General features: G+C 72.3%; 13 protein-coding genes and 1 pseudogene. 7 read left to right on the top strand and 7 right to left on the bottom strand.

Features of this window, described 5'->3' with window-relative positions:
- Positions 1-11 precede the first annotated feature (11 nt).
- Positions 12-467, top strand: a complete 456-nt coding sequence (locus CCS38_RS14085) for an HD domain-containing protein (protein ID WP_223733597.1) — start codon at positions 12-14, stop codon at positions 465-467.
- 71 nt (positions 468-538) lie between these two features.
- Positions 539-1351 (top strand): ABC transporter ATP-binding protein, encoded by an 813-nt coding sequence (locus CCS38_RS14080; protein WP_223733596.1) that lies wholly within the window; start codon positions 539-541, stop codon positions 1349-1351.
- Positions 1352-1372: 21 nt separating this feature from the next.
- Here the strand turns inward: CCS38_RS14080 and CCS38_RS14075 are convergent, their stop codons facing one another.
- Positions 1373-2485, bottom strand: a complete 1113-nt coding sequence (locus CCS38_RS14075; protein ID WP_223733595.1) for a ferritin-like domain-containing protein — start codon at positions 2483-2485, stop codon at positions 1373-1375.
- Between the two features lie 170 nt (positions 2486-2655).
- Between CCS38_RS14075 and CCS38_RS14070 the strand changes: the two genes are divergently transcribed.
- Positions 2656-3600, top strand: coding sequence for an AurF N-oxygenase family protein (locus CCS38_RS14070; protein WP_223733594.1), 945 nt, complete (start codon positions 2656-2658; stop codon positions 3598-3600).
- 68 nt (positions 3601-3668) lie between these two features.
- Here CCS38_RS14070 and CCS38_RS14065 read toward each other — a convergent pair whose 3' ends face one another.
- Complete coding sequence (locus CCS38_RS14065; RefSeq protein ID WP_223733593.1) at positions 3669-5213, bottom strand: alpha/beta fold hydrolase; 1545 nt, start codon at positions 5211-5213, stop codon at positions 3669-3671.
- A gap of 113 nt (positions 5214-5326) precedes the next feature.
- On the opposite strand from CCS38_RS14065, the gene CCS38_RS14060 reads away from it, so the two are divergent.
- The 4 genes from CCS38_RS14060 to CCS38_RS14045 all read left to right on the top strand — a co-directional run bounded on the left by CCS38_RS14060 (position 5327) and on the right by CCS38_RS14045 (position 8638).
- Positions 5327-6259 carry a helix-turn-helix domain-containing protein gene (locus CCS38_RS14060; RefSeq protein ID WP_263302038.1) on the top strand — a complete coding sequence of 311 codons (933 nt, stop codon included), beginning with the start codon at positions 5327-5329 and terminating at the stop codon, positions 6257-6259.
- Positions 6256-6996 (top strand): TetR/AcrR family transcriptional regulator, encoded by a 741-nt coding sequence (locus CCS38_RS14055; protein ID WP_223733591.1) that lies wholly within the window; start codon positions 6256-6258, stop codon positions 6994-6996. The genes CCS38_RS14060 and CCS38_RS14055 overlap by 4 nt, the downstream gene beginning before the upstream one ends.
- A 35-nt stretch (positions 6997-7031) precedes the next feature.
- Positions 7032-7307 carry a DUF8847 domain-containing protein gene (locus tag CCS38_RS14050; RefSeq protein ID WP_223733590.1) on the top strand — a complete coding sequence of 92 codons (276 nt, stop codon included), beginning with the start codon at positions 7032-7034 and terminating at the stop codon, positions 7305-7307.
- Between the two features lie 203 nt (positions 7308-7510).
- A complete protein-coding gene (locus CCS38_RS14045) occupies positions 7511-8638 on the top strand; it encodes a C40 family peptidase (protein ID WP_263302036.1) in 1128 nt (375 codons plus the stop codon).
- A gap of 114 nt (positions 8639-8752) precedes the next feature.
- Here the strand turns inward: CCS38_RS14045 and CCS38_RS14040 are convergent, their stop codons facing one another.
- The 5 genes and pseudogenes from CCS38_RS14040 to CCS38_RS14020 form a co-directional block, all read right to left on the bottom strand.
- Positions 8753-10006 (bottom strand): styrene monooxygenase/indole monooxygenase family protein, encoded by a 1254-nt coding sequence (locus CCS38_RS14040; protein WP_223733588.1) that lies wholly within the window; start codon positions 10004-10006, stop codon positions 8753-8755.
- Between the two features lie 41 nt (positions 10007-10047).
- Positions 10048-10662, bottom strand: a complete 615-nt coding sequence (locus CCS38_RS14035; RefSeq protein ID WP_223733587.1) for a GTP-binding protein — start codon at positions 10660-10662, stop codon at positions 10048-10050.
- A 4-nt stretch (positions 10663-10666) separates the two neighbouring features.
- Positions 10667-11068: a DUF742 domain-containing protein gene (locus CCS38_RS14030; RefSeq protein WP_030258778.1), complete on the bottom strand. Its 402-nt coding sequence runs from the start codon at positions 11066-11068 to the stop codon at positions 10667-10669.
- On the bottom strand, positions 11065-11553 hold the full coding sequence (locus CCS38_RS14025) for a roadblock/LC7 domain-containing protein (RefSeq protein WP_223733586.1): 489 nt from the start codon (positions 11551-11553) through the stop codon (positions 11065-11067). The genes CCS38_RS14030 and CCS38_RS14025 overlap by 4 nt, the downstream gene beginning before the upstream one ends.
- Positions 11550-12145, bottom strand: a pseudogene (locus tag CCS38_RS14020) (sensor histidine kinase); the annotation flags it as partial. The gene CCS38_RS14025 and the pseudogene CCS38_RS14020, both read right to left, overlap by 4 nt.

Raw genomic sequence — 12145 nt, 5'->3', positions numbered from 1 at the left:
ACAATGGGCCCATGAGTGACGTGACGCTGCTGACACTGCCCGAGGTCGAAGCGCTCGCGCGCCGGGCGCACGAGGGGCAGACCGACAAGGCGGGGCGCCCGTACGCCGAGCATCTGGCCGCCGTGGCGGCCGGCGTGCGGGCGCGCGGCGGCAGCGACGAGCAGATCGCGGCGGCCTGGCTGCACGACTCCGTGGAGGACGCCGCAGTGTCCGGTGAGTGGCTGGCGGGGGCCGCGCTCTCGCCGGCCACGAAGGACATGGTGCTGGCCGTGACGAAGCGGGCCGGGGAACCGCCGGAGGAGTACGCCGCGCGCATCCTGGCCACGCCCGGCGCGCTGCTGGTCAAGGAGGCCGACCTCGCGCACAACGCGGATCCGGACCGGCTGGCGGTCCTGGACGCGGCGACCCGGGAGCGGCTGACGGCGAAGTACGCACGGATGCGCGGGCTGCTGGGCCTCACTGGCTGAAAGCCGGTGCGCCCCGTCCAGTCCACGGACCGCCCCACATAAACATGCCCAATGCAGCTAACCTGCCGCGCATGAGCCCAACGGACGACACCCAGGCGCGCGTGATCGCTGCCCTTTCGGGGGCCGGCGTCCGCCGCATGACCACTGGACAGACCATCCTCGACGGCATCGACTGGTCCGTACGCAGCGGGGAGCACTGGGCGCTCCTCGGCGCGAACGGCGCGGGCAAGACCACGATCCTCCGCCTCGTCGGCGCGACGATGTTCCCCACCACCGGCACCGTCGAGGTGCTCGGGCACCGGCTCGGCACGGTCGACGTACGGGAGCTGCGCGCCGCGATCGGCCTGGTCTCCAGCGCGCAGAAGGTGCCGGTGGACCTGCCCGGGCACACCGTCGTCCTCACCGGCGCGACCGGCACGGTCCAGCCGCTGTGGAAGAAGTACGACGAGGCCACGCGGGAGCGCGCGCACGCCCTGCTGACCGAGCTGGACTGCAAGGAGCTGGCGGACCGGCCGTACGGGGTGTGCTCCGGCGGGCAGCGGGCCCGGCTCCTGATCGCCCGCGCGCTGATGGCCGACCCCTCGCTGCTGCTGCTCGACGAGCCGTTCAACGCGCTCGACCTGCCGTCCCGCGAGGACCTGATCGACACTATGCACGAACTGGCCCTGAACCGCCCGGAGCTGGCGACGGTCACCGTCACCCACCACCTGGAGGAGCTGTCCCCGGCCATCGGCCACGCGGTCCTGCTGCGCGACGGCCGCGTCCAGGCGAAGGGCCCGGTGGAGGACGTACTGACCGACGCAGGCATGACGGCCTGCTTCGGCCGCCCCATCGAGGTCACCCGCCACGAGGGCCGCTGGCTGGCCCGCTCGGGCCGCCGCTGACCGCGATGCGGCGCGACCGGCTCAGCGTCCGGTCGCGCCGCCCCGGGTGATCGCCTCGGTCACCTCCGCCGTGCGGGCCGCCTCCTCGGCCGCGAAGCGTTCCGCGTCCAGCTTCTCGGCGAGCTCCTCGTCCTGGGCCATGAGGAGGTCCAGGTTGGAGTCGCCGAGGTCGAAGACGCCCATGTCGAGGTACGCCTGCTGGAGGCGCTTGCCCCAGAGGCCGATGTCCTTCACGCACGGGACGATGCGGCTGAAGAGCAGCTTGCGGAAGAGGTGCAGGAATTCGGACTGCTCGGTGAACTGCTCCGCCTCGGCCTTGGGTATGCCCCAGTTCTCCAGTACTTCGAGGCCGCGCAACCGGTCGCGCATCAGGTAGCAGCCCTCGATGACGAACTCCTCGCGTTCGCGGAGCTCGGCCTCGGTGAGCTGCTTGTAGTAGTCCCGGAGGGCCATGCGGCCGAAGGCGACGTGACGGGCCTCGTCCTGCATGACGTACGCGAGTATCTGCTTCGGCAGCGGCTTGTTCGTGGTGTCGCGGATCATGCCGAAGGCGGCCAGGGCCAGGCCCTCGATGAGGACCTGCATGCCGAGGTAGGGCATGTCCCAGCGGGAGTCCTCGAGGGTGTCGTTCAGCAGTGACTGCAGGTTGTCGTTGATCGGGTAGAGCATCCCGACCTTCTCCTGGAGGAAGCGGCTGTAGATCTCGGCGTGCCGCGCCTCGTCCATGGTCTGCGTCGCGGAGTAGAACTTCGCGTCCAGGTCCGGGACGGATTCGACGATCCGCGCCGCGCAGACCATCGCGCCCTGCTCACCGTGGAGGAACTGGCTGAACTGCCAGGAGGCGTAGTGCTGCCGCAGCTCCCCGCGCTCCTTGGCCGTCATCCGGTCCCAGTATTTCGTGCCGTAAAGGGACATGGCCTCGTCGGGGGTGCCGAGCGGGTCGTGCGGATCGACCTCCAGGTCCCAGTCGATGCGCAGATCGGCGTCCCACTGCTTGTCCTTGCCCTTCTTGTACAGGGCGAGGAGGCGGTCGCGGCCGTCGTCGTACTCCCAGGTGAAGCGGGCGGCACCGGTGGCCGGCACCTGCCACAGCGGGTCGCCGGGGTCGGTCGTGTAGAGCTCGCGGGTGGACATGGGGAGCCTCCTCGGATCACCGAATGCCGCAGCGCGTGCGGTAGTTGGCAGGCTCACACGCTCCTTACCGGGGGGTCAAGAAGTCGTGTGCAGGGGATTGACGCCCTTACTGACGCGCAGTCTCATAAGACGTGACCGCCGGTAACCCCACGAGCGAGGTAGCCACAGCCATGACGACAGCTCCTGACATCAGCACGGCGGACACCGAGGCGCTGCGGGACGCACTCGGACTGCTCAAGGACCGTGAGCAGGTTGCCGAACGCCTGCTGGACTCCTCCGCCAAGCACTCCTTCGACCCGGACACCGAGCTCGACTGGGACGCGCCGATCGAGGACGGCAAGTGGTTCTGGCCTCCGGAGCTCGTCTCGCTCTACGACACGCCCCTGTGGAAGAAGATGTCGGAGGAGCAGCGGATGGACCTCGCCCGGCACGAGGCGGCGTCGCTCGCCTCGCTGGGCATCTGGTTCGAGATCATCCTCATGCAGCTCCTCGTCCGGCACATCTACGACAAGTCCGTCACCAGCGCCCACGTCCGGTACGCGCTGACCGAGATAGCCGACGAGTGCCGGCACTCCAAGATGTTCGCGCGGCTGATCCAGACGGGCGGCGCGCCCACGTACCCCGTCTCCCGCTTCAACCACAACCTCGCGCGGATCCTCAAGACCGTCTCCACCACGCCCGGTTCCTTCGCCTGCACGCTGCTGGGCGAGGAGATCCTGGACTGGATGCAGCGGCTGACCTTCCCGGACGAGCGGGTGCAGACCCTCGTACGCGGCGTCACCCGCATCCACGTCGTGGAGGAGGCCCGGCACGTCCGGTACGCCCGCGAGGAGCTGCGCCGCCAGATGGTCCGCGCGCCCCGCTGGGAGCAGGAACTAACGCGCATCTCCTCCGGCGAGGCCGCCCGCGTCTTCTCCGTGGCCTTCGTCAACCCGCAGGTGTACACGAACGTCGGCCTGGACCGCCGGGAGGCCGTCGCGCAGGTGAAGGCCAGCGGCCACCGCCGCGAGGTCATGCAGAGCGGCGCCAAGCGGCTCACCGACTTCCTGGACGAGATCGGCGTGATGCGCGGCGTGGGCCGCAAGCTCTGGAAGAGCTCCGGCCTGCTGGCGTGAGGCGGACGGCGGCGGTGGTGACGGTCGCGAAACCGGCCACCGGCCACCGACCGCCGCCCGGCGCCCGCTCAGCCGCGCAGGTGCCCCAGTACCGACCGCGCCGCTCGTTCCACGGCCGCGCGCGCCTCGTCGGTGTGGTCCAGGGTCTCGAACCCGTGATGCCCCTGCGGGATGTCGACCACCTCGACCTCGGCACCGCAGTCCGCGGCGGCGGCCAGGAACTCCTCGACCGTCGCCGCGAACTTCGGGCGTTCCTGCCCCACCCGGGTCAGCACGACCGGCAGCCGCCCCGCGCCGCGCACCGCCGTCACGGGGCGGAACCGGGACTCGACCGGACCCCAGCTCGGCGGCGGTGCGAGAACCGGGTAGCTGGCCGCCACGCACCGCAGCCACGGCGGCGGCGCCGCGAGCCAGTCCGCCAGCAGCAGCCCGCCCGCGGAGAAGTGCCACAGCGCGATGCGGTCCTCATCGACACGGGGGTCGGCCCGTACCAGGTCGATCGCCTCGGCGAGGTCCTCGGCGGCACGCGGGTAGTCGGTGAGGGCGTGCAGCCGGTGGTCGAGCGTGACGCCGATCGCGCCCAGGCCCGCCGCGTACCGCCCGTAGCCCACGAGGGTCGGCCAGTCGCGCGGTGTCGGGGCGACGCCGGGAGGCACCGGGCCGCCGTGCACGAACACCACCGCGGGGCGCGGGCGGTCCACCTCCGCCGGGTCGGCGGGCACGTCGTCCGGCAGGTGGAGGTCGACCCGCCCGATGCGTTCGCGGCGCCGCTCCGGTACGTCCAGCAGGAACGGCCGCAGATGGGCGGGCTTCTCCCGCAACGTCGCGGGCAGCCGGTATCCCTCACCCGCCGCGGCCTTCAGCAGCACCCCGGCCAGCTCGTCGGGCGCGGAGAGCATCGGCCAGTGCCCGGTGTCCAGTTCGAAGAAGGTCACCCGGGGGTCGACGAGCGCCTGGAGGCGGGGATCCCCGAACCCGACCATCATCTCGGCCGCCGCGATGCTCGCCCCGTTGGCGGTGCAGAAGACGCCGGTCACCGGCAGCGCGGCGGCCGCTTCCGGAAGGCGGAGCGGCTGGGTGAGGGTGCCCCGCGGCTGGGGTGCGGCGAGGCGCGTCAGCCGCGCCAGATCGGCTGCGGAGAGACCGGCGGTGCTGCCCCAGCGCTGCCACTCGCCGGCCGCCGGCGGGGGCAGCCGCCAGACGTCGGCCGGACGGTCGCCCTCGCCCTCACCCTCGCCCAGCAGCCGGTCACGGACCACCGGATCGGGCACCAACCGGAGCGCCGGATCGCCGTCCTGGGGCATCCCCGCGTCCAGGTACACGACCCGGGCGACCCGCTCCGGGCGCCGGCCGGCCGCGCCGAGCACCGGGTGGATGCCGTAGCAGTGGCCGACGAGCACGGCCTCCGGCTCGTCCATGTGGTCCAGCAGCTGGACCACATCCTCGACATGGGTCTCCAGGTCCGTGCCGGGGCCCGCCAGATGGCGGCGATCCCCCATGCCGGTGAGCGTCGCCGGATGCACCTCGGCGCCCGACTCCCGCAGCCGGGCGGCCACCTCCCACCACACCCAGCCGCCGGTGTAACTGCCCGACACCAGGACGAATGCCGTCATGAATCTCTCCTCGCGCGCCTCGGTCCCCCGCGCCCGGCCCCGTCGGCCGGCCGCGCTCGCCGGTACCGTAGGAGCTCCCCCTGAGGGAGGTTCAAGCAGTGCTGTCCGACGGCATGTGGAGCATCGGTGAGCTGGCCGAACAGGCGGGCGTCACCGTCAAGACCGTGCGCTTCTACTCGGACCGCGGCCTGCTGCCCGAGGCCGCGCGCAGCGCCGGGGGCCACCGGCGGTACGGGCCCGAGGCCCTCGACCGGCTCCGCCTGATCCGCTCGCTGCGCACCCTGGACCTGCCCGTCCCGGACGTGGGACGGGTGCTGGAGCGGGAGGACGCGCTGGGGGACGTACTGGAGGACGTCGTCGCCGGGCAGTTGCGGGAGCTCGGCCCGCGGCTGGCCGCCCTGCGCTGGCGGGAGGCCGCCCTCCACCTCCTCCGGGACTGCGCCCCCGAAGAACGGCCCGAGCGGCTGCGCCTCCTCGGTTCCGTGACCGCCCCGCCGAGCACGGCGGTGCCGGCCCGCTTCTGGCGGTCCTGGCTGCCCGCACGGCTCCCGGCCCGGCTGGCCTCCGCGATCGTCGACGAGTCCGTTCCGCAGCCGCCCGCGGACCCGACCCCCGCCCAGGTACTGGCCTTCGCCCGGCTGCACGCCCTCGTCACCGCCATCCCCCGCCCCGACGCCGACTACTGCCAGCCCGCGGCGCACCGGCCGGAGCTGGGCTACCACCTGGGCGTGCTCTACGACGGCCTCACCGAGGCCGCCGCGCTCGCCGCGTCGGCGCTGCGGGCGCGGCGCGCACCGCACGAGGGCGAGGCGCTCGACTGTTTCGTCGCCGCCCATGCCCGCGCCCGCGGGCTGCGCGACACCCCCGCCTTCCGCCACCGGCTCGGCCACCAGCTCGCCGCCGACCCGTACATCGCGCGCTACTGGCAGCTGCACGCCGAGGTGTCCGGCCCCGAACCCACCCTCGGCGCCGTCCACGACTGGCTCCGCGCCGCGCTGGACACCCAGGCGGCCCGGACCGAAGGGCAGTTACGCTGCTGTCCATGAACGGCAGCGGCACCGCCCCAGCAGTCCCCCGCCCCGCGTACCGGCGGCTGAGCGTGGCGGAGCGGCGCGCCCAGCTGCTGGCGGCGGCCCTCGGCCTCTTCGCCCAACGGGCGCCGGAGGACGTGTCGTTGGACGACGTGGCGAACGCGGCCCAGGTCTCCCGGCCGCTGGTCTACCGGTACTTCCCCGGCGGCAAGCAGCAGTTGTACGAAGCCGCGCTGCGCAGCGCGGCCGACAACCTCGAAGGCTGCTTCGCCGAGGCGGAGACCGGCCCGCTCACGCTGCGGCTGGCCCGCGCACTGGACCGCTACCTCGCCTTCGTCGACCAGCACGACACCGGATTCAGCGCGCTGCTGCAGGGCGGCAGCGTCGTGGAGACGGCCCGCACCAGCGCCATCGTCGATGAGGTGCGGCGCACCGCCGCCGAGCAGATCCTGCGCCACCTGGGCGCGCCGGAGCCCGGCCCGCGGCTGCGGATGATGGTCCGTACGTGGATCACCGCCGTCGAGGCGGCCTCGCTGATCTGGGTCGACGAGGAGAAGCAGGTACCGCTGGACGAGCTGCGCGACTGGCTCGTCGACCACTTCGTCGCGCTGTTCGTCGCGACCTCGGCGACGGACGAGGAGACCGCGCGGGCCGCGGCCGCCGCGCTGGCCACGGAGACCGCCGACGGGCCGGTCGGCCTCCTCGCGCGGCGGCTGGTCCCGGCCCTGTCGGGCGCCGCCCACCTGCTCTGATCCCGCCCGGCCGGCCGTGATGTGACACTGGCCGCGTGAGAAGCGAGAACACGCCCTTCGTCGGCGGCCCGCTGGACGGGCGGGTGCTCCCCGTCCTGGTCGGCGCGACCGGCCGGCCGCCCGCCCGGTACGAGATCCCCGTCCCCGGGGAGGCCGGCGCGCCGGAGACGGTGCACGTCTACCGGCGCGAGCCCGGCCCGGCCGGCCGGCTGGGGCTGCCGCGCGGCTGGGTGTACGCCTACGACGCGGAAGCCGCGGAAGCACAGCCCGGCGCGGGGCGGCCCAAATGGCCGTGGAAACGCGCGCATTGACGGAACTCCTGCCGCCCGCCGGTCGTTTTTCCCTTACGTCGGCGGCCCGCACGACGGCCGCCGATCGGGTGATGCCCGTCCCCCGGTTCGCCCGCTCCCCCGGCGGGAAGGCGTGACCCATGGAACTATCCGAACCATCCGAACCAGTCGGATGGTCGGACCAGAGCGGAGGTGGCGCGGTGCGGGGACGGTTCCGGCGGTCGATGGGTTCGGTGGCGTTGCTGGGCGCCGTCGCCGTGGCACTACCCGCGACACCTGTGTACGCGATGGCCGGGCCCGCCGCGCCGCCCGACATCCCCGTGAGCGAGCTGCTGACCCGGCTGCAGAAGCTCTACCAGCAGACGGAGGCGGCCACCGAGGCGTACAACGCCACGGAGGAGGACCTCAAGGCGCAGGCCAAGCTGTCGAAGAAGCTCGACGGACGGCTGCGGGTGGCGCGCTCGGACCTGGCGCAGGGGCGTGCGGACGCCGGCCGGCTGGCCCGCCAGCAGTACACGGGCTCCGGGCCCGGCGGCCTCTCGCCGTACGTGCAGTTCCTGCTCTCCAAGGACCCCGAGCAGGCCCTGGACCGCGGCCATCTGCTCGAGGAGGCGGCCGGCCACCAGGCGGACACGGTCACCCGGCTCGCCGGCAGCGCCGCGAAGGCGGACAAGCTGGCGACCGACGCCAAGAAGGCGCTGGAGAAGAAGAAGTCCCTGGCCGACCGGCGGAAGAAGCAGAAGGCGACGGTCGAGGAGCGGCTGCGGGAGGTCGAGGCGATGCTCTCCTCGCTCTCGCCGGAGCAGCTCGCGGAGCTGAGCCGGCTGGAGCGGGCCGGCATGGAGGACGCGCAGCAGGCGTTCCTCGGCTCCGGCAAGCTCGGCGGCCCGCAGGCCCCGTCCAAGGGCGGACAGCGGGCGATGGCGTACGCGCTGACGCAGGTCGGCAAGCCGTATGTGTGGGGCGCCGAGGGCCCGGACTCCTTCGACTGCTCGGGGCTCACCTCACAGGCGTGGGCCAAGGCCGGCAAGCCGATCCCGCGGACGAGCCAGGAGCAGTGGAAGCAGCTGCCGCGCGTCAGCCTGCGCGAGCTGCGCCCCGGCGATCTGGTGATCTACTTCCCCGGCGCGACGCATGTGGCGATGTACCTCGGGGACGGCATGGTCGTGCAGGCCCCGCGCCCCGGCGCCAAGGTCAAGATCTCCCCGATCGCCGCCAACCCGCTGCTGGGCGCCGTCCGCCCGGACGAGGGCGCGGCAGGGCTCAAGAACTACACCCCGCCGGAGCTGCCGGAGGGCGCCACGGACGGGGACGACACGGGCTACGGCGACGCGACGGCGCCCGGGAACTGAGCACCCGCGGCACAGTCCCGCGCACGGCGGCGGGGCGGCTCCCCCCGAGGGAACCGCCCCGCCGTGCCGTGCGGAAACGCGCCGTGTGGACGTGCGCCCGGCGGACGTGCGCCATCAGCCGGTCAGCGACGCCAGGTACGCGTTCGTCTTCTCCGGCTCGTAGAAGAAGTTCTCGAAGTCGGACGGGTCGTTGAAGCCATTGGCGAAACGATCGGCCGCGGGCTGCAGCTGACCGGCCGCGCCGATCAGGTTCAGGACGTGCTCCGGCGGCGGCGCCAGCATCGCGTTCGTCCACTTGGTGACGTGCTGGGCGGTGGCCCAGTAGCGGTCGAACGTGGCCTGCATGAAGTCCGCGTCGAACGGCTTGTCACCGTGCTCGATGATCGAGTCCAGGTACGCCTTGGCGCACTTGGAAGCGGAGTTCGAGCCCTGGCCGGTGATCGGGTCGTTGGCCACGACGACGTCGGCGACGCCGAGCACCAGACCGCCCGAGGGCAGCTTGCCTATGGGGTTGCGCACGGTCGGCGCGTACCGGCCGGCGAGCGTGCCGTTGGCGTCGGTCAGCTCGACGTTGGTGCAGCGCGCGTACTCCCAGGGCAGGAACTTCTCCAGCAGCTCCAGCGTCAGCGCCAGGTGCTCGTTGGGGTCCTTGACGCCCTGGAAGGCGTCCAGCGGGCCGCCGGGGATGCCCTCCCAGAAGAGGATGTCGGCGCGGCCCGAGAGGGTGTAGGTCGGCATGACGAAGAGCTCGCCGACGCCGGGGACGAGGTTGCAGCGGACCGCGTCGAACTCGGGGTGCTCCGGGCGGGGGCCCATGCCGTGCACATACGCGACGGCCAGCGCGCGCTGCGGGGTGTCGTACGGGGAACGCGTGCCGTCCCGGCCGAACATGGACACCAGCTCGCCCTTGCCCGCCGAGACCAGCGTCAGGTCGTAGCGGGAGGCGAAGAAGTCGAGGTCGGAGACGGCGGCACCGTGGATGACGAGCTGGCCGCCGCGCTGCGCGAAGGTCTCCATCCAGCCGGCCATCTTCACGCGCTGGTCGACGGACTGGGCGTAGGCGTCCAGCTTGCCGACCCAGTCGATGGCGCGCTGGGAGCCCTCGGGCGACTCGAAGCTGCCCGGTGCCGCCACGGAGACGCCCAGGCCCTCGATGCGCGGCGCCTGGCTCTCCCAGAAGTTGATCTGGAGGTCGCGCTCGTACTGGAGGGCGGTGTGGAACATGCACTGCGTCGACATGACCCGGCCGGAACGGATTTCGTCGGCGGTGCGGTTGGACATGAGGGTGACCTCATAGCCCTGGGACTGGAGACCCAGAGCGAGCTGGAGACCGGACTGGCCGGCTCCGACGATGAGTATCTTCCGCATGGTGGTGCTCTTCTCTGCTGGGGTCCGCGAGCGGTGCGGACCTATTCGGGGGTCATCTGCAGGGCGTGCCCGACGAGGGTGAGCAAGGACTCCACAACCGTGATCCGCTGGCGTGCATCCATGATCACCACGGGTACGCCATGCGGAACGGAAAGGGCCTCGCGCACATCCTCGGCCGCGTATTCGGCGGTCCCCTCGAAGTGGTTGACGGCGACGACGTACGGAAGGCCGCAGCTCTCGAAGTAGTCGAGAGCGGGGAAGCAGTCCTCGAGACGCCGCGTGTCCGCCATCACTATCGCGCCGATGGCACCCCGGACCAGGTCGTCCCACATGAACCAGAACCGCTGCTGACCCGGGGTACCGAAGAGGTACAGGACGAGGTCCTGGTCGAGCGTGATGCGGCCGAAGTCCATCGCGACCGTGGTCGTGGTCTTCTCCGGGGTGGCCGTCAGATCGTCGGTGTCCTCGCTGGCCTGCGTCATCACCGCTTCGGTCTGCAGCGGCGTGATCTCGGAGACCGACCCGACGAAGGTCGTCTTGCCGACGCCGAACCCGCCCGCCACCACGATCTTGGTGGCGATGGGGGCCTGCGTGCGGTCCGTCTGCCAGCTCTGCAGCCCTTCGTCGGCGGCAGGCGTCCCGGCGCTCGCCGTCATCGTCTCAGAGCCTGCGAAGTCCACTCAGCACCCTCTCAAGCAGCGCGCGGTCGGGCTGGCCGGTACCGTGCCCGGAGCCGTAGACGCGGATCTTTCCCTGGTCGGCGAGGTCGCTGAGCAGGACGCGGACCACGCCCAGCGGCATTTTGAGCAGCGCGGAGATCTCCGCGACGGACCGCATCCGGCGGCACAGCTCGACGATGGCGCGCATCTCGGGCATGACCCGGTCGGCCCAGTTGCCGGAGGTCAGCTCGCGGCGCTCCTCCGGCGCCTCCAGCGCGGCCACGAACGTTTCGACCAACAGGACGTGGCCGAAGCGGGTGCGGCCGCCGGTGAGCGAATACGGCCGCACGCGGGCGGGTTTCCGGTCCCCGCCTCGCGTGGGGAGTTTGGGTGCGGTACTCACTGGGCGCTCTCCATCGACTTGCGCAGTTCGCTGCGGAGTTCGGGGGTGAGGACATGGCCGGCCCGGCCGACGAAGAGCGCCATGTGGTAGGCGATGACGCTCATGTCGCAGTCGGGGGTGGCGTGCACGCCGAGCAGCGAACCGTCACTGATGTAACTGACGAACAGACTGCCCTCGTCCATGGCGATCATCGTCTGCTTGACCGTGCCGCCGTCCATCAGCTTCGCCGCGCCGTTGGTGAGGCTGCCGACGCCGGACACGATCGTGGCCAGGTCGGCGCTGGAACCCCGCGGACCGCGGTGTCCCGCGGCCTCAGCGGTCCCTTCCGCCAGCAGCGGGTCGGAAGCCAGCAGCAGCAGCCCGTCCGACGACACCACGGCCACCGAACGGATGCCCGGCACCTCGTCGACCAGATTGGACAACAGCCACTGCAGATTCCGTGCCTGATGACTCAGTCCGTAAGCAGTGGGCGCTTGCGCCTTCAATCGCGTGCCTCCTCGACAACGTGACTCTCTCCCGGGGCCCCCGCTCCGTCGGTGTCCGTTCGTGGGGCGGTCTGTTCGGCCGTGCGCTCAGCGATCTCGGCCTCCACATCCCGGCGGCCTTCCCGCGCGCCCTGCTGGAAGCCGCCCAGCCGGCGCCGCAGCGCCTCGGCGTTCACCCCACCGCCCTGCCGCGGCGCGCTCGGCGGCCGCTGCGACACGACGCGGGGCGTGCGCTTGGGCAGCCCCATGTCGGTGAGCCGCCGGACCGGCGGCTCCTCCTCGGTGTCCTCCGCCCGGCTGTGCTCGGCGCTGCCGCCGTCGGCCGGGGCCGGCGCCGCCGGGGCTTCGTCGGCGACGTACGGCGACCGGCCGACCGGTACGGCACCGGTCTCGGGGCCGCCGTCGGGGTCACCGGAGAAGTCCGGCACGCCGGTGCTCGGCGCGGCGGTGTGCGGCGCGGCCGGAGCCGTCCCGATGCCGGCCGCGTCGATCGTCCGCTCCGCGGCCTCGATCAGCGGGTCCGTGAACGGGCCCGTGAGGGAGTCCGGCAGGGGGTCCGTGAGGGGGTCGTGCAGCGGGTCCGTGAGGGGAT

Source organism: Streptomyces purpurogeneiscleroticus (assembly GCF_020024005.1).
Classification (GTDB): Bacteria; Actinomycetota; Actinomycetes; order Streptomycetales; family Streptomycetaceae; genus Streptomyces; species Streptomyces purpurogeneiscleroticus.
This window is presented reverse-complemented; position numbering and strand designations above follow the sequence as displayed.